Source organism: uncultured Bifidobacterium sp. (genome assembly GCF_959020145.1).
In the GTDB taxonomy this organism is placed as follows: Bacteria; Actinomycetota; Actinomycetes; order Actinomycetales; family Bifidobacteriaceae; genus Bifidobacterium.
Window position 1 is genome coordinate 78234 of the sequence record NZ_CAUEQY010000005.1, and the last position, 23927, is coordinate 102160.

At 54.2% G+C, this 23927-nt stretch carries 15 protein-coding genes and 4 pseudogenes; 7 read left to right on the plus strand and 12 right to left on the minus strand.

Annotated features, from left to right (window positions below; all coding sequences use genetic code 11):
- Positions 1-32: 32 nt before the first annotated feature.
- The gene (locus Q5H33_RS03170; RefSeq protein WP_302422998.1) at positions 33-1496 is read right to left on the minus strand and encodes a potassium transporter TrkG; all 1464 of its coding nucleotides are present in this window, start codon (positions 1494-1496) and stop codon (positions 33-35) included.
- Positions 1497-1787: 291 nt separating this feature from the next.
- Between Q5H33_RS03170 and Q5H33_RS03175 the strand changes: the two genes are divergently transcribed.
- The 3 genes from Q5H33_RS03175 (at position 1788) to Q5H33_RS03185 (ending at position 5185) form a co-directional block, all read left to right on the plus strand.
- Positions 1788-2732 (plus strand): NAD kinase, encoded by a 945-nt coding sequence (locus Q5H33_RS03175; protein WP_033500282.1) that lies wholly within the window; start codon positions 1788-1790, stop codon positions 2730-2732.
- A 6-nt stretch (positions 2733-2738) separates the two neighbouring features.
- Positions 2739-4445 carry a DNA repair protein RecN gene (recN, locus tag Q5H33_RS03180; RefSeq protein WP_270443456.1) on the plus strand — a complete coding sequence of 569 codons (1707 nt, stop codon included), beginning with the start codon at positions 2739-2741 and terminating at the stop codon, positions 4443-4445.
- A 68-nt stretch (positions 4446-4513) separates the two neighbouring features.
- Positions 4514-5185 carry an HAD family phosphatase gene (locus Q5H33_RS03185; protein WP_124917215.1) on the plus strand — a complete coding sequence of 224 codons (672 nt, stop codon included), beginning with the start codon at positions 4514-4516 and terminating at the stop codon, positions 5183-5185.
- Positions 5186-5622: 437 nt separating this feature from the next.
- Here Q5H33_RS03185 and Q5H33_RS03190 read toward each other — a convergent pair.
- The 4 genes and pseudogenes from Q5H33_RS03190 to Q5H33_RS03205 form a co-directional block, all read right to left on the minus strand.
- Positions 5623-5780, minus strand: a pseudogene (locus tag Q5H33_RS03190) (ABC transporter ATP-binding protein); the annotation flags it as partial.
- Positions 5777-6154: a GntR family transcriptional regulator gene (locus tag Q5H33_RS03195; protein ID WP_021913087.1), complete on the minus strand. Its 378-nt coding sequence runs from the start codon at positions 6152-6154 to the stop codon at positions 5777-5779. The pseudogene Q5H33_RS03190 and the gene Q5H33_RS03195, both read right to left, overlap by 4 nt.
- 479 nt (positions 6155-6633) lie before the next feature.
- The gene (locus Q5H33_RS03200; protein ID WP_124917214.1) at positions 6634-7428 is read right to left on the minus strand and encodes an acetamidase/formamidase family protein; all 795 of its coding nucleotides are present in this window, start codon (positions 7426-7428) and stop codon (positions 6634-6636) included.
- A 440-nt stretch (positions 7429-7868) separates the two neighbouring features.
- Entirely contained in the window at positions 7869-8426 is a 558-nt protein-coding gene (locus Q5H33_RS03205) for a pyridoxamine 5'-phosphate oxidase family protein (protein ID WP_034984593.1), read from the minus strand.
- A 500-nt stretch (positions 8427-8926) separates the two neighbouring features.
- Between Q5H33_RS03205 and Q5H33_RS03210 the strand changes: the two genes are divergently transcribed.
- The 4 genes and pseudogenes from Q5H33_RS03210 (at position 8927) to Q5H33_RS03225 (ending at position 13182) form a co-directional block, all read left to right on the plus strand.
- Positions 8927-9385: a BRCT domain-containing protein gene (locus Q5H33_RS03210; RefSeq protein ID WP_038444535.1), complete on the plus strand. Its 459-nt coding sequence runs from the start codon at positions 8927-8929 to the stop codon at positions 9383-9385.
- Positions 9376-9996: pseudogene (locus Q5H33_RS03215) on the plus strand (AAA family ATPase); the annotation flags it as partial. The gene Q5H33_RS03210 and the pseudogene Q5H33_RS03215, both read left to right, overlap by 10 nt.
- 957 nt (positions 9997-10953) lie before the next feature.
- Positions 10954-11199: pseudogene (locus Q5H33_RS03220) on the plus strand (DNA translocase FtsK); the annotation flags it as partial.
- A 465-nt stretch (positions 11200-11664) separates the two neighbouring features.
- Positions 11665-13182 carry a DNA cytosine methyltransferase gene (locus Q5H33_RS03225; RefSeq protein ID WP_003810252.1) on the plus strand — a complete coding sequence of 506 codons (1518 nt, stop codon included), beginning with the start codon at positions 11665-11667 and terminating at the stop codon, positions 13180-13182.
- Here the strand turns inward: Q5H33_RS03225 and Q5H33_RS03230 are convergent.
- From Q5H33_RS03230 to Q5H33_RS03260, 7 genes and pseudogenes are all read right to left on the minus strand, one after another.
- Positions 13173-15593: an AIPR family protein gene (locus Q5H33_RS03230; RefSeq protein WP_003810250.1), complete on the minus strand. Its 2421-nt coding sequence runs from the start codon at positions 15591-15593 to the stop codon at positions 13173-13175. The two genes, Q5H33_RS03225 and Q5H33_RS03230, sit on opposite strands and share 10 nt — an antisense overlap.
- Positions 15593-16582 carry a PD-(D/E)XK motif protein gene (locus tag Q5H33_RS03235; RefSeq protein WP_003810248.1) on the minus strand — a complete coding sequence of 330 codons (990 nt, stop codon included), beginning with the start codon at positions 16580-16582 and terminating at the stop codon, positions 15593-15595. Before Q5H33_RS03235 ends, Q5H33_RS03230 begins: the two co-directional genes overlap by 1 nt.
- Entirely contained in the window at positions 16583-19315 is a 2733-nt protein-coding gene (locus Q5H33_RS03240) for a Z1 domain-containing protein (protein WP_003810247.1), read from the minus strand. It abuts the gene before it with no gap.
- Entirely contained in the window at positions 19308-20750 is a 1443-nt protein-coding gene (locus tag Q5H33_RS03245) for an ATP-binding protein (protein ID WP_038444533.1), read from the minus strand. Before Q5H33_RS03245 ends, Q5H33_RS03240 begins: the two co-directional genes overlap by 8 nt.
- 645 nt (positions 20751-21395) lie before the next feature.
- Positions 21396-21929: a thioredoxin-dependent thiol peroxidase gene (gene bcp / locus Q5H33_RS03250; protein ID WP_038444532.1), complete on the minus strand. Its 534-nt coding sequence runs from the start codon at positions 21927-21929 to the stop codon at positions 21396-21398.
- A gap of 1486 nt (positions 21930-23415) precedes the next feature.
- Positions 23416-23586 (minus strand): annotated as a pseudogene (locus Q5H33_RS03255) (redoxin domain-containing protein); the annotation flags it as partial.
- Between the two features lie 147 nt (positions 23587-23733).
- Positions 23734-23927: SDR family oxidoreductase (locus tag Q5H33_RS03260; protein ID WP_302423006.1), on the minus strand; the 194-nt coding region annotated here is incomplete at its 5' end.

A 23927-nucleotide genomic window follows, 5' to 3' on the forward strand; every position in this document is an offset into this window, starting at 1 on the left:
TGCGGGTATAGAAACCGTATCGACGAATCCGCTCAGCCGACCACGATCTGCTCGGTGGGGTAGCGGACCGGCTCCACATTGCGCGGCCTGGAGATCGCGTAGGCGATGGTGAGCGGACCGAGCCTGCCGATGAACATGGTCGCGGCGAGAATGTACAGGACCGCTGGACTAGAAGCGCTGGCCACGCCGACCGAATAGCCTCCCAGACCGAACGCCGAGCAGGTGTCGAACAGCGCGTTGCTCAGCGAGCATCCGGTGATGGCCATCAATGTCATGGACACTATGGTGACGAGTGCCAGACATGAGGTGGTGACGGCCACGGCCGTCATGACGGCTTGCGAATGGATGCGACGATGGAATGCGTTGACGTCATGGCGTCCGGTGAACGCGGCGCGGCAGGTCAACAGAATCACGGCGAATGTGGTGACGCGGATGCCGCCTGCGGTCGAAGTGCTGCCGCCGCCGATGAACATGACGATGGACAGGAACACCTTCGTCGCATCGCTCACGCCCGGCATCCATGACAGGTCGAAGCCGGAGCTGCGGGGCATGACGGCCGCCACCATCGCATGCCACAACCGCGGTTCCACGCCTTCGGTGGCGAACAGCAGTTTGTTGTTCCATTCCATGAGGAGGAACCAGGTGAACGAGGCGAGCACGATGCAGAACGTGGTGGTCAGCGTGAGCTTGGTATGCAGGCTCCAACGCTTCGGCGGACGATGGTTGCGCCATGAGCGCATGAGGTTAAGCAGGACGGGAAAGCCGAGCGTGCCGCAGAACGCGCTGACGAGGATAGGCAGGCCAACAGCCCAATTGTTGACATGCAGGCCGGCGCCGTCAGGGGTGAAGCCGGCGTTGTTGTATGCCATGACCGCGAAGAACAACGATTCCCACAGCGTGTGCCGCACACTGCCATGATTGACTTTGTACAGGCCGGGGAACAGCGCCACGAACGTGATGCCTTCGATGGTGAACGCGGTGGCGATGACCACGGTGAGCACGCCCTTGATCTCGCCGAGTTTCGTGGTGCCCAGCTCGTTGGCCGTCAGCAGCTTTTGCGTGGCCTTGAGATGGTGGTTCACGGCCAAGGCGATGAGTGAAGCGAACGTCATGACACCCAAGCCGCCCATCTGCACGGAGAAGATGAGCACGGCCTGGCCGAAAGCGGACCAATGCGTCGTCGAATTGACGATGGAGATGCCACACGTCGAAATCGCGGAGATCGCGGTGAAGAACGCGGTGGTGAATGTCGTTTGCTCGCCTTTCGGCGTGGCGGTGGGCGTGAGCAGGAGCAGCGTGGACAATGCGCCCAACATCATGAAGTACAGGATGGTCAGACGTCCGGGATGTGTGGTGAGTCTGTGCATTAGGCTGCGCTTGCGCGGCTTGCGCTCCTCCGCCATGGCCTTCTCGAACGTGTCCCCGGAGAACCACCAGGCATAGCCATGTGAGGCCTCGCGATTGGAGGAGGACTCGTCGAAGACGAGGTTGGACATGCTGTTCCTCGCTCCTTGTCTGTATAAACGGTCTTCGTTTCCTTGAGCTATTGTAGACGGTAGTGTGACGAACGGTGCAGAGACATACCATTCGGCCTGTTCGGCGGATTCGTGGGAAAACGACGAACAGGTTTTGCGGGTGGGATGTACGTGGCTCGTGAACGAACGGAAACGTCTGCGGCGTGTCCGGACACCCGCTACCGCCATTCGTTCATTTGTTCGATTACAATGGTAGGCATCGGCGTCCGTCGAGGACGTGGTATGTACGAGAGTTCTCGGAAAGGGCTTGCGATGCACGGTACCCGGCATGCGGTGGTAGTGACGCATACACGTCTGCGTGAAAGCGGCACGGTGGTCGAAGAAGCCGTCGAACAGCTGCGGCGCGCCGATTTCGAAGTGACGATCATCGACAATATCGAAGCGCCCGATTTCGGCAGCAAGACGCCAGTAGTGCCGAAAAACACGGAAATCGTGGTCGTGCTTGGCGGGGACGGTACCATTCTGCGCGCGGCCGAACTGGTTCATTGCACTGAAGTGCCCATCCTCGGCGTGAACCTAGGGCATGTCGGCTTTCTTGCCGAATTTGAAAGCTTCCAGATGAGCGAGGCGATCCGTCGGATCGCCGACCACGACTATTCCATCGACGAACGTATGATCGCCCACGTCGACGTATGGCTGCCGGGCGCGACGGAACCCATCGAGGACTGGGCGTTGAACGACATCACTTTGGAACGTGCGGACCGTGGCAAGATGGTGGAATTGTCCATCCGTGTCGACGACGTGGAGATGAGCTCATTCGGTTGCGATGGCGTGATCGTATCCACGCCGACCGGTTCCACCGCCTACGCGTTTTCCGCGGGCGGGCCGATCATGTGGCCGAATGTGAAAGCCTTGCAATTGGTGCCGTTGGCGGCGCATGCGTTGTTCGCACGTCCGCTCATCATCGGTTCCGGCTCCACGTTCGCCATCGACATTCTCGAGGATTCCACGTCGGATGGCTGGATCTGCTGCGACGGCCGTCGTCAACGCGCACTGCCCAAAGGCACACGTGTCGAAGTGCGTGAATCGAAATGCACTTTGCGATTGGCTCGTTTGTCTGGCGTGCCGTTCACGAACCGGCTCGTCACCAAATTTGATTTGCCTGTCGTCGGCTGGCGCGAGCAGGCGCGCAAAACCGGTGGCATACATCATGGGCAATCGTTCCCTAGAACCGGCAAACCGGAAAGCGGGAAGTGACCGGGCATGCTGGAAGAGCTTGAGATTCACAATCTCGGTCCGATTCGTTCCGCTCTGATCGCCCCGGCAGGTGGTATGACGGCGATCACCGGTGAGACGGGAGCCGGCAAATCGATGCTGCTCAGTGCGATCCGACTGATTTCCGGCGGTCCGTCCGATGGAGGCCGCGTTTCGGTGGGCGCTCAGGAGGCGTGGGCGCAGGGTGTGTTCGAAGTCGCCTCGTCGCCGGCCGCGGTGGCCGCGGCACGGGAAGCCGGCTTCGAACCGGAGGATGGCGAGCTGTTTCTGTCGCGTAAAGTGCCCGCTTCCGGGCGATCCCGCAGCATGCTGTCGGGACGTAGCGTGCCGCGTTCCGTACTCGCCTCCGTCGCCGCCGAACTGGTGACGATTCACGGACAGGCCGACCAATTGCGCATAGCGACTACCTCACGTCAGCGCGAATTCCTTGACCGCTATGCGGGAGACGAAGTGGCTTTGGCCGCCTACGGCAAGTCGTGGAGCGCGTTGCGCGCGATGGACGAGCGGTTGGAACGGCTCAACAGCCAGGAATCGTCCATGCGACAGCAGGCGGATTATCTGCGCGAATCAATCGAACGCATCAACCGTGTCGACCCGCAGCCGGGGGAGATGGACGAATTGCGTGCGCGCCGCGACCGCATCGAAAACGCGGCCGAGATCGCCGAAGGCGTGACGCGAGCGTTGGGCGCGTTGGACGCCTCGCAGGTGGTGGACGATGTCGAATCGTCCAGCGCGGCCGATTTGATCGACCATGCTTCGCAGGCGTTGCGCGCCATCCATGTGGAAGGCGTGTTCTCCGAACTCGCCGACCGGCTCGACTCCATCAGCACCGATTTGTCCGACGTGGTGTTCAGCCTGTCGGGAGAAGTGGACAACGAAGCGAGTATGGAGGATTTGGACGCCATCAACGGGCGCATCCACGAGCTGGACGAGCTGACCCGCCGATGGGGGCCGGAATTGTCCGACGTGATCGCATGGCGAGACAAGGCCGTATACGATTTGGAGGATTTGGACGCCTCGCCGGAAAAGGTCGAACAGCTGGAAGCCGAACGCGCCCAACTGCTTGAGGCTGCGAAAAAAGCCGCGCAGGCTGTGAGCAAACGGCGTAGAGCCGCGGCGAAGGAACTCGCGTCCAAAGTCACCGCGGAACTTGATTCGCTGGCCATGGGCACTTCGAAACTGGAGATCCGCGTGGCCGAACGCGAACAGTTGGACGCCACCGGAGCGGACGACATCGAATTCCTCTTCACCCCGTTCCCCGGCTCCCCGCAACTGCCGATGGGCAAAAGCGCATCCGGCGGCGAATTGAGCCGTCTGATGCTCGCGCTTGAACTGGTCGCCGCCGAAAAGCATGTCGTGGCCGGAGGAACCGTGCCGCCGATGACGTTCATCTTCGATGAGGTCGACGCCGGCGTGGGAGGCAAGGCCGCTGTGGAGCTGGGTGCCCGCTTGGCCAAACTCGCCCAATCCGCGCAGGTTCTGGTCGTCACGCACCTACCACAGGTCGCATCCTGGGCGGACGAACAATATGTGGTCGCCAAAGGCGAAACCAAGGATGGTTCCATCGCCACCACCATCAGCCAGGTGCGCGGGGATGAGCGCGTGCATGAAATCGCCCGCATGCTTTCCGGCAGCGAAAGCGAAACATCTCTGGAACATGCCGAGGAACTGCTCAAATCGTCGGTGCTTGACTGACGGCGGATTCAATCGTAAAAAGTAATCGCAAATCGTAAAAGCGGTAATTGCAAAACAAAGGAGCCGATATGACACAGGAAACCAAGGCGAACCAAGGCAAAGGCGCCATCTTCGACCTTGACGGCACGCTACTCGACTCCATGGGCGTGTGGGATCAGGTGGACGTCGACTTCCTTGCCAAACGCGGCATCGAGGTGCCGGACGACTACATGCAGAAGGTCGCGGCCATGCAATTCCGCCAGATCGCCGAATACACAATCGCACGATTCGGCCTGTCGGACACTCCCGAAGCGTTGATGGAGGAGTGGGATCATATGGCGCGCGTCATGTACGCCACGGTGGTTGAAGCCAAACCGTATGCGCGCGAATATCTGGAATCGTTGAAGGCGAGCGGCGCGAAACTGGCCGTGGCCACGTCATTGCCGCCGATGCTGCGCGAACCGGCCATGAAGCACGTCGGCATTTTCGACTATTTCGATGACGTGGTCAGCGTCGACGATGCTGGCGACGTCGGCAAAACTGAGCCGGACGTATATCTGCTGGCCGCGTCGCGTCTCGGCATCAAACCAAGCGACTGCACCGTATTCGAGGATCTGCTGGTCGGCATGCGCTCGGCCAAGTCGGTCGGCATGCATGTGTGGGCCATGCACGACGATTCCTCCGACGCCGACTGGCCTGAGATCTGCGATCTGGCCGACGGCGTCATGTTCGACTTCCACGACGCGCCTGCCGCATTGTAGGAACCGTTGTCGTACGGGATATATGCATTTGGGGCTTTCCGTTGATTCGGAAGACCCCAAATCCGTTCTCCATAAGAGTCTACCGGTTGGCTCGGTTCAGATGTCCTTGCTACCGTAAATATGCAGTGATATCTTGCTGGAGAACGCTAAGGCGAGTACGTCGATGATCAAGAATGCCGCTAATGCAATGGCTTGGTGCCGGCTGATCGCCTGGCCAGCTGTTCGACGGTCTTTTCGAATTCCGGCAATGCCTTGCGCAGTCCGATGACCGTGCCCACGATCACGCCGATGCTCAGAATAATGGCGGCCATGGCACGATAAGGGGAGAACCGGTACAGGAACGGCTGCACGATGGTGTTGAGTAGCACGAGGGTCAGCACGGTCATCGCGGCGAAACCGATCGCATCCGTCACTTTAACTGGCTCGTGCATGGTGATGCCGGCGCCGTTCGGACCGACCAGACCCATGATGTAGCCGGACGGCAGGTCGAAGGTCACGTCATCCAATGTGAAGCCGGAATCATAATGCTTCGTCAATCCGGTTACGCTCAAGGCCAAGGTTGGCCGTGTCCCTTGGGGAGCGAGGAATCGTTCATGATTGTTCCCTGTATGCTTTCTCGAACATGCCAAGCAGATCAAGCAGGCTGATGTCGGCGGCTTTGGCCTCGATGGAAACTTCACGGAGCTTGTCCATGATGCGTTCACGCGCACGTTCCTTCATGAGTTCGTTGCCTCGTTCCATCACGAATGTGCCTTTGCCCTGCACATTCTCCACGAGCCCCTCGTCGGCCAGTTCGTTATACGCTCTGGTCACGGTGAGCACGCTGACGCGCAGTTCCTTGGCGAGCTTGCGCAGTGAGGGAAGCGCCTCGCCTGCCATAAGCTCACCCGACATGATCGCGGACCTGATTTGGTTCTTGATCTGTTCGTAAATCGGTTCTCCGGACACGGATGAGATGATTAGCTTCAATCTGTGCCTCTTTTTCTGTATGTTTCGTAGGTGATATATCTCCCAGCCGAACAGTAAGATGCAAGCTGTTTAGCTGTTATATATAATAGTAACACAGAAAACCCGTACTGTTATTGCGTGTCGCATAACAGTACGGGTTCTGTTGGAATATAAGGAAATCCGCCGCTCCATGAACGCCTCTTGCGGTCGGCGATTGACGGAATCGACATTTACTTGCGTTCGCGGATTCCCGTATGGACGGTTATATGCGAGTCGGATGGATGATACGGCGGAAACACAGGTAGATCAGCCATGCCAACGACATGATCGTCAACATAGGCAATGTAGGGAACCGGCGATGAGTTCCACTTCAGTCATGATTGCGATTTGCTTCGCGCCAAAGGAGAGAGCGTCCCTTTTGGTGCGATCCGTCGCCTGGGTGGTGTTGCTATCTTGCTGCATGATTGTTTGTTGAGGAAACCATCTGTTATTCCATTCCCTTATAGAGTTCTTTGGCTAGACCAATCAGTGACTTGTCTGAGCCTGCTGGGCCAATAAGGCATGCGCCGCATGGCAGTCCATCTGCTGTTTCCAATGTCGCGTATCGTCCGTTCATAATCGGGCAGTTGTTGAAACATCGACAGATCAATCAGACCGTGAACGCCTTTGGTGATGTCAACGGCTTGCGTCGCGTCGAAGTCGATGGCGGCCGACAGCAGCAGGTACACTTGTTGACGTGGCATCTCGAACATGGCGGTAATCATATCGATGGCGTGTTCGACGCTTTGCGATAATGCGTCATCCAGCGTACTGCTGAAACCCATTGGAATCAGTGTGCCATGACTGATCGCAAATGGCAGATCCGTGCGTCCGAACAGTCGTTTGGCTTCGGCTGTTGGCACTACCTGCACGCGAAGTGTAGCTCTGAGCGACGCTTCCAATGCGGTGAGCGACACTTCGCCATTGCCTTGGGTAAAATGCGGATTGCCGATGTATAATCCTGCGCCTTCAATCTGTACTGGCAGAAATAGCGTGGATTCAACGGTGAGATTGCGTAAATCGATATTGCCACCATAATCTGCAGGTGGAATGGAGCTTGGACGCTGATTACTGGCGGTGGTCACGTCCATGATTCCCAGAAATGGATGCATCGGGAAACGTATCGTCGATACCGTCTCACTGCTTGTGTTTGTGGTGTGTGTCGTTTGAACTGGAAACCATGCCGTTTCGGTTTCAACATCCGCTCGGCAGAACTGGCCGTAGTTGCCGTCGAAATCCTCGGATCCTGCCAGCACTCCACGCGCGTGGCGGGTGGAGATCACACCGTAGGGAAGCGCGGCGCCAACGCGGTCGGAGTGATTGCCAGCAGATCACCTGGGTGGGCTTCCGGTACGGCAATCGGACTGGTGACCACATGCGGGCCATCTGTATCGGGATTATGGTGACATTCTCGTGCTATGGCGATGCCGTCGTTCAACACGTCGTTTGCGGCGCGACCATCTATGAGCAATCATGTGTGACTGATCAAATTCTCCGGATTGCCGGGCATGTCGAAATCTACGGTCTGCCGCCAATGATCGTGCGGGAAATCGCGCCATCCAGTTTGGTACCATCGAACGCACTAATGGGATTGCGTCCCAACAACGCATTCGCATCGACAACAACCTGACGGTTGGGATTTACCATTACCAGATTAGCCCTTTTGCCGGGGATGATAGCACCACCGCCTCGGGGTTCAGTGCATATGCGGCTGGGGCTTTTCGCGCACTTTGGCGGTGAGGTAGTCCGCTTCCACCTTCCATACGGTGACGGCGTGTACCTGCTGGTCGGTGAACTCCACATGTTCCATGCCGGCCTGCTGCTTCATCAGCAGTGCGAGCCCCTGGCGCGCTTCGTCAAGATTGTCGATGATGGACGCGGTACCATTGCCAACGATCGACTTGAACGCCTCGCCCCAATTGCACAGCGTGCGTCCCTCGACCACCTCGCAGTCAGTCGCCATTTCGAATGCTACAGGAAGCGCGTTGCCCGCGGCCTTGACAGCGTCCATCTTACGTCCGGTCGCAGAACCATGGAAATACAAGGTGAGATGATTGGATTCCGTGTCGAACACGTATCCGAAATTCAACGGCACGATGGTGATGCCTTCCGCATCGGTGTATGCAAGACTCACGATCTTGCATGTTGCGATAATCGCCTCGACCTGCTGCGGTTCGGTTACCTCACGGTCGGCACGCCTCATCATGCGATGCCTTCCCGCAACCGTCCGCTCATCATTACGACGCGTCACCATGGCACGTTCCTCTCTGCTGGATTTACACACCCAGCCTACCGGCTCCCTCAGCCGATGCTGTATACGCCGGAACCATCATCCCACCAAGCATGATCCACCGGCTCCGGCTGCACAAGACGCTTCGGTCCCTTCAGCATTTCAATCGCCTTCAACTCCAAACGTTCACGCTCCTCAGCCAACGCACCGCCAACATCTGCGCCTCATCAACCACCGCAACGGAGCGCAATGCACATCAGAATGAGCACGCTCCAACGTCTGCAACGCATCATGAATCTTACCAGAATTCGTAGGCCCAACATGTAAAACCACCCGCCGACGCGCAGCACGCGTTCGCGGATGTCGGTTTTCTGGGGATGTGTTCGCTAGTGTGAAACTGGTAGGATGATGGGGAGGTCGTCCATAGGAGGGTGGCTTTTCAGCTTCTGTTGCATGGTTGATGCTTGGCGAGGTGATATGCGATATCTTACGAATACGGGCAGGTAAGTGAGAAGACCGCTCAAGTGGGAGAATTCATTAAGCTCATCTCCGACGCTGGCGATAATCCTCGCTTTGCGGTGGCGGATGCTAAACAGTTGCTTAAACTTTATGAGGAGCAGTACGCTTACTTGGGAGACACTCTAGTAAATCAGATTGCAAAGCTCCTTGGTGGGATTTCCGATGATGCTGTTGTTGGCGAAGAGAAAGGGGCAAGATTCCTGTGGGCCGCCAGGATGCTCAAAAACCCGGTATCGAACTGCATGACTCCGGTTTTTAGTGGTAAAAGATTTGTGCTTTCTGGAGATTTTGAAATGTATGGCGGTAAATCGACCGCCGCTGAAATGATTGAGGAGGCTGGCGGCAGTGTTACGAAGACCGGACCTTCAAAAAGGATCAATTATGTGATCGTTGGCGATAGAGGTAACGCAGCTTGGGCTTTCGGCAGTTATGGAACGAAGGTCAAGAGCATGCCATGGAATTAAAACTTGCGGATAATCCCACCATCGAGATTGTTTCGGAGAAGGCCTTTCTGGATGCGCTTGAGAAGACCAATGCGGATGCGCTTGAAACACTTTCCGAGAAGCAAGAAGAATATAAGCGGATTTGGTCCACGGCAAGGAGCGTTGGCAGAGATTTCCATGGTTTGACTGATGGTCAGAAAAAAGCTTTTGATCTAGTCAAAGAAGGCAAGAACGTTTATCTTACGGGTCTCGCTGGTACAGGCAAGTCCTATATTGTCGAGCGGATTATTGAATGGGCTCAAACGTCGGGTTTGAACGTCATTACATGTGCTCCGACAGGTATAGCCGCGCTTAACGTGGGTGGTTCGACGGTGCACCGCGTCCTTTGCATTCGTCCGGGACGGACCTTGGAGAAAGACCCGCATCCTTTTGTGCCTACGGATTCTCCGCTTCCGGACTGTGATCTGTTGATTCTTGATGAAGTGTCCATGTGCCGTATGGATTTATTCGATTATCTTTCCGCAGTGTTGAAGATTGCCGGCAAAATACGTAAACAGAAGGGCAAGGGTCTTTGCCAATTATTGGTCGTTGGTGATTTTTGCCAGCTTCCGCCCGTCATCACTAATGAAGAGAGGCGGTTTTTGGAAGAAAAATATGGCTACGACGTTGGAGAGGCGTTTGCGTTTCAAAGCAGCGAATGGGCGTTCTGGAACTTCGAGGAAGTGGAACTCTGCGAGGCGATCAGGCAAAGGGATGCGCACTTTGTTGCGGCTCTTAATGCTTGCAGATTCGGCGACAAGAATGGTGCGCGTTGGATAGAGCAGCATGCTCTCGTCAATCCGCTGCCTGACTCCATCATTCTTTGCAGTACCAATGCGCAGGCGCGGGATGAAAACATGCAGAGGCTCAATGCTTTAAAAGATGAGGAAATGACATTCGTGGCGCATGTGACCGGTGAGGTTCTTAAGTCGGATATGCCGACTGATGAGGAGCTTTCGCTGAAACCTGGCGCGCGAGTCATGGCTCTTGTCAACAACTCCGAAGATACATTCATGAACGGCGCATTGGGAACGGTCATAAACTGTGACGGTCCAGGTGCCCTAGTTCGGTTTGACGGAATAGAGGCTACTTTTGTGCAGAGCTTTGAGTGGAAAATCACGAAGCCTGTTCTCATTAATGGACGCATTGAAAAAGAGGTTGTGGGAACATTCGAACAGATACCTCTTAAATTGGCTTGGGCAATTACCATTCATAAGTCGCAGGGGCAAACATTCGATAGGGCGATTATCTATCCGGATTGCTGGGATTTCGGCCAGTTGTACACGGCTCTATCGCGACTGACGGGTATTCACGGACTGTATCTTGCTCATCACATAAACGATAACTTCTTGGTTACTTCCAAAGAAGTGCTTGATTTCCTCAACGGAAAAAGAAAAACGGATGATGGTCGGAGGGCGAAGACTGTTCAGACTCGACATGCTACACGCCGAGTATCTAACAAGAAGGATATTACACCGGATAAAAACATCGACGGCAATATGGATGATTTCGATATCCGCTGGGGTACCGTTCCGGACGATGTTGAGCTGGAAGACATTGGCGATGATATGGACTTGCTTCTGCAGTCGGCGGAACTGATCGTCACCTCGCAGTTCGGTTCGACATCCATGCTGCAGCGCAAGCTGTGTGTCGGATTCGCCAAGGCTGGTCGTCTTATGGATTTGCTGGAGTCGCGTGGCGTTGTGGGGCCTTCCGAAGGGTGCAAGGCCCGTGAGGTGTTGGTGCAGCCTCAGGACCTGCCGCAGGTGCTTGCCTTCATCAAGGGTGAGACGGCGATGCCTGTTTCGAAGCCTGCAAGCGATCCTTGGGCGGCCATGGATCCATGGGAAGCTGAGGATCCTTGGGACGTGGAAGAAGCGCCCAAGCCAGGTGTCACTCAGGAAAGATTCAAATCTCTCAATGAGGAGGTTGAAAAGAAAAAGACCTCGAAAGGTGGTCTGTTTGCGAGGATTAAGCGGCTGTTCGGCGCGAGGTAGCGCGCCTATGTAGAGCTGTGTTTTAGCCGCAGTCTTCGGGGATGTTACTGTCGCCCATGACATCCCTCTGTTCTTTTTCGAATGGTGTATCCGCTATTGTGCGCCCCATACGGGGTAGAAAATCGTGTGCGTTGTGGTGACGTACGCCAAATACGGTATGGGCGACTTTTTGTATGTATCCTGCGATGCTCGCGAGTTTACTTCGATTTACCTGGTATCCTGGGTTTGAGCAGCCGTTGACATTCAATTCAAGGAGTTTTCACTATGCCCATGGATCCAATACCGGTCATAGACCTGTTTGCGGGACCAGGCGGTATGAGCGAAGGATTCTCTTCCCTGCGTGATGAAAACGATGAGCCGGTGTTCCGCTCCATCATGTCTATAGAGATGGAGCGTACTGCGCATGCCACATTGAGGTTGCGCGCGTTCGCTCGCCGTCTTATGGATGCGGATGGACGGCTGCCCCAAGATTACATCGACTATCTCGGAACTCCTTCCAGTGAGAATCTCGAAAGATTGAAGGATTCTCATCCAGAAGAGTGGGCTGCAGCCGAAGCCGAGGCAATCCAAGGAACCCTCAAAGAGGGTGATGATGAGTTCGTCGAGATGGCAAAGAAACGTTTGCAAGGGTATGACGGTCCTCTCGTGCTGATCGGTGGTCCGCCATGCCAAGCGTATTCGCTCGTCGGGCGCGCTCGTCGTACCCATGATAAGGACAGGCTCGAAAAGGACGTCAAGCAGACGCTCTACAAGTGCTATCTGCGGTTCATCGAAGTGCTCAGGCCTACGGCGTTTGTCATGGAGAACGTGAAAGGACTGCTGTCCGCGCGCAATTACGGCGAAGGCGTGTTCGGACATATCCGTGCTGATATGGAGGCGTTGGGATACGAGCTGCATTCTATGGTCGTGAAAGATCCAGAGCGGCCTCATGATTTCATTGTTCGCGCCGACGAATTCGGCGTCCCCCAGGCCCGTCATAGGGTCATCCTGTTCGGTACCAGGAGCGGGTGCGGCCAGGGCGCTCCCGGAGTGATGACTCCACGCCCAGTTATTACGGTCGACCAAGTATTAGGGGAGATGCCGCGCATCCGTTCTGGATTCTCCTCCAGAGTTCATGACAAGCTTGACTGGAAGGAATACGTCCGCAAGGCTGCGGAAAAACTCATGCTCACTCCGGAGGGATCCGCATTGGGGCCGAGCTTGGAACCCGTGATGGAGGGCAAGCATCTGCCTTCCGCACAGCATGCCGATGGCATCGGTGCTGAAGATCGGAATCCATTATCCGACTGGTATCGAGGCCATCTTGCAGGCAGCGGTGTGTTGCCCGAGCATGTTGCACGCAACCACATGGATTCCGATCTGGATAGATATTTGTTCTGCGCGGCTTACGCGCAGGAACATAAGACTTGTGCGAAGCTGTACGATTTCCCGAAGTATCTGTTGCCGAACCACAAGAACGCCGAAGGCGCGGTCGAGGGCAAAGAGGTAGTATTCGCGGACCGGTTCCATGTACAGTTGTCCGATCAGCCGTCAACCACGGTCACGTCTCACATCAGCAAGGACGGGCATTACTTCATCCACCCCGATCCGTCTCAGTGCCGTAGTCTGACCGTGCGTGAGGCTGCGCGTTTGCAGACATTCCCGGATGACTACTTCTTCATGGGCAACCGCACTGACCAATACAGGCAGGTCGGCAACGCTGTGCCACCGTTGCTGGCGCAGCAAATGGCGCAGGTCGTTGCCGATTGGATAGATGAGCCATCTGTCGGATATTACCGTTGATCCCGGGGCTTGAACAGGGAGGCGGGGAAACCGCGCTTTACCATGTCATTGCCCAAACGCCATAGCAGAACGGTCTGCCGGTCGGTCAGCTGAAGTCCTTCGGAAAGTCTCGCCAACGCCGCCATCATTTCTTGGTTGATCATGTAGCGTTTCTGCCCCCATTGAATTATGGTCTGCCAGTTCTGCTCTGGAATGGACATGAGAAAATCACGTCTATCATCGACGCTGGCGTCTTCAGAAGTGATATCTATTCCTGGCCTTAACGGAACCTGCGGTTTTGCCTGCAGTTCGCGTAGCGGGAAGCCTGCATCCAAGCATCGTTTGAGCAGATTGTTCAAAGCGTTCTCATTAATGGGAAGGTCATCGCCGGAAATGAGCGTCTCCAAGGAGCTCTTTGACTTTGGACTCAAATAGTGTTTGGGAGTCGCGAAAGCGATGAGTCTCTCAAGAGATTTGGGAGTCAACGCATGCCAGTCGGATACTAGAACATTGTCGGTGGGTAGTTCTTCCACGGCTTCGTTGGATGCCTTGTGTCGCGGTTCCGGAGCGGCCGATACTTCATCCTCTTTCACTACTCGTTTGGTGGCGGCATGTTTGGGTTTTTCCATGACGATTTCGACGTCAGCGGCATCGAGACAGGTCATCTTCCCTTTTAGATTGTTCCAGCATTGATCCTTTTTCGCCCATTCGCTCACGTTCTGCACGGGACGACGTGGATCGTTAAGCACCTCGGAAGCCTGTTCTCCCGCTTTCAGAAGGCACCCGAGCATATGCGCGTCGATGGACTGCCTTCGCCAGATGGCGTCGAAATCACAGGACAGACCGGCACGCCGCAGATCCAAGGAATACTTGGCGACGGCATACTCGGCAACGTTCGCCTGGTATGCTCCCAAGAACCATTCGGCCTTCTTGATGTGTTTGTAGACGGTATCAAAGATGATTCGCTTGCAAACGAGTTGCTTGTAAAAATCGACGTTCAACTCATCCGCCGCGCTCTTGTTCGCCGACTGCTGGTTGACGAATTTAGCGAAGCACTTCTGGGCTCCAAGACTGGCGACTTGAGGTTGCCCGTCCCAGCAAACAAGATATTTGGGGGCGTCAACCATTTTAATGCGTTGTTTGCTTGGGTTGGCCTTCTCAAAGGCCTTACGTGAAGCGGCATCCCGACGGTTCTTCTCGCTGTCGTATTGGCCACGGGCACGTTCGTAATACCAATGTGTCTGGATCGTGCCCGGCAGAGGCGGGGTCAATGCCTGCTTGGACAACTGCTCAAGCTTTATCTGATACTCGCTGTTGGAAGAGAAGTCGGCCTCCGCGACCTTGTTCTGGGAATTCGTGTACCGGGAGATATAGGGAACGAGTTCTCGCGCCATATCCTCATGAACGACGACGAGTTTGACAGGGACGATGACCCTGCTCAGATCGGTTTTGTCCTTTTGCCCTGTGTAGAAGATGGATGCGGTGGTTTGCCCTCCATTGACAATCTGGAGGTCATCAAGCCTGATGATCCGTCCCTGTCCGTCTGTTTCCACATGCGTGGCAGTGGCAGTGAGACCGTTGTTGTAGGCCACGAATCTATCAGGCTGATTGCAGATGGTGGTACGGATTCCTTTGTTGACTTTGCCACGCATTGACAGGAACGACCGCACGTTGGCTTCCATCAGTTTCGAGCCATACTTCTTGTACCATCCGGAAAGAACGTCTCCAGTGACGAACAGAAGATAGGTGTCCATATCTTCCATATCGTCAGGAGCTTTGACCGTGGCGATGCCGCCGGGCAGTTCGATCGACATGTGCTCGGCCAATCCGGTGGCGTGCGAAGCTTCCATAAGCCTTCGGATGTCCCAAGTGTGGTATTCCCAGCTAATATGCTGTCGTTCCTTTTCCTTTTTGTACTGGTCAATTTGGATAGCCTCTGGGTCACTACGGCCGGTGTACTCGCGATCGGTAATGAAGTAGAATCGTGCACGACGAATGCCGGCGCGATTTTGTTTGATGAATTGAGCGAATTCGTAGGTTTCGCTACTCTCCTCGGCTTGCGCTTGATAACTGCCGTTCCATGCGGCAACAAAGAACCGTTGCATTGCATTGAAGTATTTTTTGCACTCCGCAGCTTGTATGGTCTGCGGCGCGTTTTGGTCGTTCATGGTCAGTTTGTCATCACAGACGATAACCACGATGGACTCGTCCAGTTCGAAGGCGTCTTGGTCATATCCATCAATGGCTAGCGCTTTGTTTGTGCCCATAAGATAACGGCAGTAGGCAGGATGATAGGCGGTGATCGCCTCGCTGTCCCGCAGGATTTCGCACGCGGTCTCAAAAAACGCCTCCTGATCGTATATGTCTCGGTCGCGCGCCAGCTCAAGGACCTCGTTCCACAGATCGTGCCGGTATTCCTCGATTTCTTCCATTATTCCTCCACCATGGCCGATGTGCTCTCCGACTGCAGATATGGCGTCAGGTTGCTTCTGCTGATATGGTACGTGAGATTCGAAACGCCAGCCGGTATCGTCCCGGTTTCGATCCTCGGAAATCCGTCTTCGACACGGTAAGTGGATATTGTTCCAATGCGGAATGCAGTCTGGGAGACAAGCCCCGAATACAGGTTCAGTCCCAAGCTCGCCAGACCGTCATCCACGTATTCCGTGACGGTGGAGGGGTCTGCTGCCTTCTCGCGTAGCCTGTCGACTAGCTGGGGAAGGGTCAGTCCATGTTCCATATCCTTCGTTTCCTGTATCTCGAGGACCATGAGCTTGATGCTTCTGTCGCTGGTATCAAGTTGCTCGGGAGATGATATGGTGATGCTTTCCGCCGTTTTATGGATGGTCTTCACCTCCCAAGCTGTTTTCTCATCCGGGAATTGAAAATCCTGCGGTGCCGCGTATGGGCCCTGCCATGCGACGCATACCTCTTCGATGGTCTTTCCAGTCTGTCGTGTGATTTCCATCGCCGCGACCAATTCCCCGAATGTGCCGCGGAGCAGTTTCGCCATGTCGGAATTGCGGGATATCTTCAGCAGCCTCTGCCATTGATCAACTGTCGCATATATTTGCCGCAATGCCGCATCCTCGGAGGGCGCATCCGCGATCCGATTAGCAAAAGCCAAGCAGATCTCCCCGAAGGCATGGATCAGACTCCAATCCTGGAGGGTGAACGTGAGCGCCCATTTCTCGCGAGGTCTGGCGTTCCCTCGCATACTGACACGAACGTCGATGGCCTCCAACCGATTTAAGGTCTTGGGCTGTCGTTCGGTAAGCAGCATGATATAGGGGAGTCCATCGACCGTGCATCCAAGAACGATGGGTAGTCGAAGAGACGTGTCCAACTCATGATTAGTACGACCCGGACGTCGAGCCTCATCCCGCCAGAGGGAGATTATTTCATTTATGGAAAGACTCATTTAATCATCACCGTATTCTTCAGCTTTCCTACTCAATTCGGCGAATTCACGTCGCTGAGCGACGGTGTTATACATATAGACCGTTTTGCCGAGATGCTTGTTCACATTCACCTCATCAACCGGGACGATGAGCTTCACCCCGAGCATGCCGGGACCTTCTTGTGGGGACAATCCTTGATGTCCATCAAAATTCTTCACACATATGCGATAGAAGAGAAGGCTCGGATGATCGCCGAAGTACTTGGTCAGATAGTATTGACGCTCCGAACTATTTTTCTGGTCAATGGGAAGCTGATATGTACAGGCTGCAATCTTGAGCGCATCGTTCTTGGAGCCAAGTCGCATTTTATCGCCATTGATTTGGAACTGTCTATTGTCCCTGAATGTGCATTTACGCTTGACCTGGGTCCAATGAAAATTGACGCCTTCCACTTCGTTTCCGTTACCGTTGATGAAACCAATATTCCAAGTCATATCGGGATTTTCTGACAGCTGGGTGCATGCGTACTGTTCGGCCATGCTTGTGTTCATCTCGATTTCCTGATCGCGATAGGTCATGAGAGTGGGACCGAAGAATGTATCTCTATAGCCCGATCGGTATTGGGAAAGGAAATCCACGACGGCCTTGGCGGGAACATTCTGAAAGACTTGTGTCTCAACCAAGGGTGATACAGATGAGATGACTTGCGGTGCGTTGCAGACGCCGAGCAGCTTCATGAATGCTTCATCATTCTGATTTCGACGTTTCATATCAACGTCGAGTTTGATTGACTCGATGATTTCACCGGCCATGTCAAATTCTTGGTAGCCGATCCCTTCCACAGCGTTGCGCATCTTGCTGGCATTGGTGATGCGTACACCCTTGTTCGGGTTCTTTCTGATGGCAAGTCCGAACTGTTTGGGCGTCATGCCAAGATGCTTCATCCTGCTTGCGGATTCCTTGAGTTCTTCCACGATGGAACATGAGTAGCGGTAATCAAGTACGGATTCCGGCAGTAACCAGATACGTTGCAGATTCGCGTAATTCGGACGATATCCAAACCACCGGCCCATCTGCAGGAGAGTATCGGAAGCTGTCACTCTCCGGTAGAACACACTGCAAATCAGACCACTGAGCGTCATACCTCGGGAAAGCTGGTTTCCTCCGATGAATATGGTGCATTCGTTGGAAGTCAGATCGGGCGGGACATCGTTTCTGAGGCTCCAGTCATCGGAATCAGAGTTGACCAGTCTGACACGAAGTCTGCTGGATTGGACAAGACGCCTTATCCGTAGGAACATCATTCCCCAGGAAATGTCCGTGCTCGTGTAATACTCGCTTTCAAAGGCCTCTTGCAGGTCATCGATTCTCGGATCTCCATCAGCATGGAATCGTACGGCATTCTCAACCTGCCTTAAATAACCACTGACCCGATCAGCAATCTGACGCTGGACATCGGTGAATCGTGACATATGGATGAGCATGGATTGCTGTTCGTCTTCCGCGTTGGGACGGAGAGCGCACGCATTAATGAAGGTGCAGACGGCATGCTTGACTTGGTCATCCAATTCGGGATCTACGATGTCGTAGTTCTTTCCGTGCGATACGGGTAGCCAACTTTCTAGTTCACCCTCATCAATCTCTCTCACGCAACTCGAATCTTCGGGAACGCTATCCATGTCGCCGAACAACTTCTTTGCTCCGATGTACGCGTCGGGGGATTTAAGTATGTGAATGAAATCCTGTGGGAACAGATCACTTTCATCCGCATCGTCGATGAAGATATTCGCAAAAGGCGTTGCCGTAACGGCAACGTAAGAAGTTCGGGAACTGATTTGACACAGGTCGCGAATCAGCGAATTGATTCGTGTGGGAGAATCATCCAGTTTGGCGGAATTGACAGATGCGTAGTCGCTTTCATCATCAATGATGAGCACGGGCAGATCCTTGTCGAATTCGGGACTGTCGAACCACTTATTGAACTTGGAGAGAATTGACGCGTTTTTCTTTATCACCGCCACGCAGGGGGCGGCGCTGTTCCATGTTGGGCGTGGAAAGCTATGGAATGCCTTATCGTAGGCTGCCACGAAGTCATTTTCGTTAGTGAGCTGGCTGGGGTGCGCAATGTTCTGCTGGTACTTTCCGATGCCCACTCGTATTCCATCCTGCCAGCCGATGAAATCAGTATCGATACGTTCCTGTGTTTGCTGTCTCAGATTCTCATTATCACTGGTCAATACGATGATGAGACGGTATCCACAGTCAGCGGCCTTGTTCATCAGAGCGATATAGGTACGGGTCTTTCCGGACTGCACGTCTCCTAGAATCAAACCTTTTCTGGAAACTGCCGGTTGATCGCGACGTGGATCTGCCAACAGTTTGACTATCTCATTGGCGGTATAGTCGAGAGTCGAATAGCTGGAATTCTTATCCATGACGAGGTACTGATAGTACGAATCTGATCGAGGGGTTTCCCAAGTATCAGATGACTGCATATCTGACAGCCATGGTTTCCATGCCGAGTTTTGGTCAGTGAGAGTTATACCTTCGTCTATTTTCGGAACTAACTCGTTACGTAATTCGCGGAAAGTGCGGTTGTATCCCTCGGAATCTTCTAGTAGTTCAGGTTTTCGAGAGACGAGTATTTTTAATGCATCCTCAATATCCTGTTCGGAAGGAGCTTGGTCATCATCGTCATCCACCATCAGAACAAGCTTCACCTTAGCCTTGACTTTTTCCCATTTATTACGCATGTGATACCTCCATTAGGATTTCTTCGGCGTTCTGGCATAAGGAAAACGGCTCTTTGGATTTGTATTTCTCGACAAAAGCTGAAGCGCTCATGTGCTTTAACTGGTTTGCAAGCATCCACATGTCTTGGGCGCATTCGCGTATCTCATCATCGGTCAGACCGTTCTCCGCTCCATGCTCGTCCACTGAGAGTCGTGATTGTACGTCGTTGTACGGGAACGCTGCTGCGAATACTTTTATCATCCCGCTGAAATCGCGGCGCTGCTCCCTGGAAAGGTTGTCGATGAATCCTTTCACATATGGATTGTCCGTGTTGATCTCATATCGAAAAGAGCCGTCCCTGTCACTGATGACGTCCCAGATGCGGGCTTCCGGATCGTTCGACGTCTTGCGTCCACGGAACTGCTGCGTGCGGCGGCTGGGAGCGGCTAATTTCTCCACGTAGCGTTTCATCGCGTCTCGTATGGTCTTCGGAGGTGTGGCCTGCGACTTTTTGATGTCAAGCGTCCACTCGTCATCCATGTTGTTCGGGATATCGACTTGCACGCGGGATAGTTTCGTTGCTTCCTTGCGGGTGAGAAGGCGGAACCAGCTGCCCCAGGTGATTAGCCGGTACGCGCGGTAGATATAGAAACCTTGGGTATCGAACAGCGTGTGTCCTTTTTCCTGTTTCAGATCAAGAAGACCTCTGTCTTCCATGGTCAGTTTGTTCTGATAGGGGAGCGTATATCCGCACAACGTGGCGTCGGTGCCGGGGATGCGCTGCATCCGTTGCCGCTGCGTGGCAAGGTTGTTCACGAGAAAAGGATCGCGTTCCGGCACGGGCTCATCGTTCACGGTTATCGAGATGCGTTCGATTTCATCCTCAGGATATGGGTGGAGGAACCTGTGGAACACGAGACCCAGATACCCGGACAGTTCGAGCATGGCTTGGTCTATATCCTGCAGGGAATCGCCCGCGACGTTTCCCAGACGATCCAGGTTACGCCATAGCACGCATGTGCCATGCGTGCTGGGCATGAGATCCCGCACCTTTCGAGGCAATTCAAGATTGGTCTGCTCTTCATCCAAGGTCTCGAGATCCCATTCGCGTGTTCGTGCGACGTGGTCCAGATCCCATCGGAGCGTATTCTGACGTCCGTGCTGAACGGTGGAAAGCATGACGGAACGTGCCTGTGAAAGGGATGCGGTCTTCAAACCGAGTCCGAAACGGCCTAGATCGTTGGCATTGCGCTTGGCGTTCGGGTTGGTTCCGGCGAGTTTCATCGCGTTCACGGCCGTCTCATAGTCCATGCCGTCACCGTCATCAATGATTGCCACATACGGATCTTCGCCGTGGTCGAAGTAGCGGATGCTGATGGTTTTGGCGTGGGCGGCGATTGAGTTGTCTATGATATCCGCCACCGCGGTGTTCAGGCTGTATCCGACGGACCGCATCGATTCCAAAAGGTTTGGATCAGGTGTGCAGTCTACCATTTCGAATCTCCCGGACATCTTTGTAGAATGTTGATAGGAAAAGTCTACTGCGCCAGAGGGGATAATCTTTAGATTGAGTCGTCTTTTTTACTTCTCGGGCATTTCAGCAAATAAGAATTTTATAAAAAACGCTATATGTGAAGAGCCGTCCATCGAAAGGGCGGCTCTTCGTACCGGACAAGGTTGTGGAATAGATGGTAACTGTTATTTCAGCGCCATCTTGCTGGGGAATTCCTGGACTCGTGCCGTCTGGGGATGGTCAATCACTTCCTGGGGCGTACCTTGCTCCAGGATTGCACCTTTGTCCACGAAAACGACGCGATCGGATACGTTTTTGGCGAATCGAATTTCATGTGTCACGATAATCATCGTGACACCGGTTCCCGCGACCTTGGTAATGGTGTCATTGATCGAAAACCGTTACTGGAATACGCTACGCCTTTTGGAGAATTCATGACCGCCTCCGCAAGGGGAGCGACGAGATTTTCGGTTCTTCTACGAGATAGAGCATTTCCGATCTGAGCACTTCTCGCTCTGCGCATGAGTCAGCTTGCATCCTTCACATAGAAAAGCTAATCCACAAACAAAACAACAAAGCATTCCAGACTAGAAAACTGAACCATCTAGCTTGTCAAGCGCACGCAGCAAAGAATCAACATGACCCTTCGCACGCACGTTATATCGGGCAATACGAATCACCCCATCACCATCGATCACAAAAGTCGAACGAATTACACCCTCATAGACCTTGCCATACAACTTCTTCTCACCATACGCGCCGTACAAACGATGCACAGTCAGATCGGCATCCGACAACAAAGGAAACGTCAAATGATCGCGCTCGCGGAACCGGACGAGCTTGTCCATCGGATCCTTTGATATGCCGAGCACAGTGAATCCGCGGGAGCGCAGGCGCGCGAGGTTGTCCCGGAAGTCACAGGCCTCAGTAGTGCATCCAGGAGTCATCGCGGCAGGGTAGAAGTACAAGACGATATTCTGACCGCGCAATGCGGAGAGCGTAATGCTATCGCCGTTGTCGCTGGGAAGTGTGAAGTTCGGGGCCGTTAATCCCGCTTCGAGTCGTGCGGATGCGGGGGAGTCCTGCGCTGTTGGGGTCGCTGGCGAATTGATGTCGGACATGATTGCTCCTTACCGTTCTTCGGACTTCGTGCCGATACAAAGCGCGAACAGGCGTCATCATACCCGCCTTACGTGCGCGCGGCTTGCTTGACTCGTTGCGCGACGATCTATTTTTCTCGTTCCAAAGCAAGCGCGGTATCGAATATTTCGATGTGAGCGGAACGGTTTTGTTTGTGCATGGGCTATTATTGGGATGACAAGTTTTGTGCCATTCCCCAAACCGGCTTGCCGTCGGTCGGGGCGGCGGAAGGCTTGCGAGAGGTTACTGCCGGATACCTCCGCCACGTCGGAGACGTGGAAACCGTAAGGGAGGCGTAGCATACCACCCGTGCGAAACCGTTGGAAAGCGGAAGGGTGAGCGAAACGTCCCGCGAGAGCGTGGCGAACCTCCCAAGCAGTGGGCGTCAGACCCGTCAAGGGAACAGATCCGAAAAGATCTGTTCCCTTCTTTTTATTCGGAGGGCAATGATGGCTGACCACAGCAAAGAGAAGGCGGAGTGGCTTCGGAAAGTAAGGGACGAAATCCGTCCCGCATATGCCCGGTTGCTTTCCTCGGGACGGTTGATTCTTCAATGTGATGACGGTAGCGAAGTTGCCATCAGGTTTACTAAAGGCGTTTTGCCCATCTATGTGGGTTTGAATACTACATGGACTTCCATAAGGGACGTCGTGCCCGGCAGTCGGATTTCTATGACGACATCATACGAAGGAATTTTACGGCGAAGCGCGTGGACTACACCCATAGACATAGCGACAGGAACACGTCATACGAAAAGCGGCGGAGTCATGCAAAATCAAAACTGGATATAGCAGGTGAGGCCTTCAACCATGTGGCGAGTGCTGCCTATGTGGTGGAATCTGCGAAAAGTGGCTTGATTTTATTTGCTGGTGATGAGCGGTGGCGTTGGGCTTGTCGGAACAGGTGAACAAGAAAGATGAGCGGACGGGTGATTACATTCCTGCATCTCTTGTGAATGAGAGTGTTCTTTCCGAGAGCATCCACAGGCGGGGTACGCGTGTGAGAAGCGTCGTATCAGCAAGATGGGAGTGATTCCGGAAACCGTTTGCTTGGTCTGTAGTCGTAGGCTTCGGCAACATAGCAGTGATTGTTGTTGCAGGATAAGAACAGGATGATGTTCCGGTTGCGGATGACAGCTCGTATCATTCTTCGGGTTTTCTCGATGTGTAGGTTTTGTGATTGCGGCCAAGTGGGCGTTCTCTTGGCCGCAATCATGGTTGGAAAGAGGTTGAGCGATGACTTGTGGCATAGCTGAGATGCCTCCGTACAAGTCCGCGAATCTGCCATGCATAAGCGAGATGAGGACAATGCACATCGAGGTGATGATGTTTTGTCTTTGCCGACGTGCTGGGCATCCCTGTCGAAAACGTCGCAGTAAACGAGTTCGGCGGCCTTGGCGGCGCGATGTGCTCCGCCGTGGGAACCGGCTTGTACAAGGATTCCCAAGAAGCGTTCGTGATTGCTGTAGCGAGGATGGATTCGGGCCACACGAATCACTCCATCACCATCGATCACGAAAGTCGAACGAATCACACCCTCATAGACCTTGCCGTATAATTTCTTCTCACCATACGCACCATACAAACGATGCACAGTCAGATCGGCATCCGACAACAACGGAAACGTCAAATGCTGTCGGGCTACTGGCGAATTGATGCCGACGTGATTGCTTCTTACGGTTCTTCGGACTTCGTGCCGATATAAAGCGCGAATAGGCGCCTGTTGAGGTCGGTCGGAGGGCTGTGAGCCACGGCCGGCCTCAACGTGCTAGATGGTTGTTAGAGGTTAGAAGACGCTGTAGCCGCCATCTACGCGAATATCAGTGCCAGTAACGTACGAGGAGGCGTCGCTGGCGAGGAAGAGTACCGTGCTGGCAATCTCGTCATTCGTGCCGAAACGGTGCATTGGCACGACTTCGAGCATAGCGTCGTGGCCAGGCATGTCGATACGGCCATTGAAAATTCCAGACCACACGTATC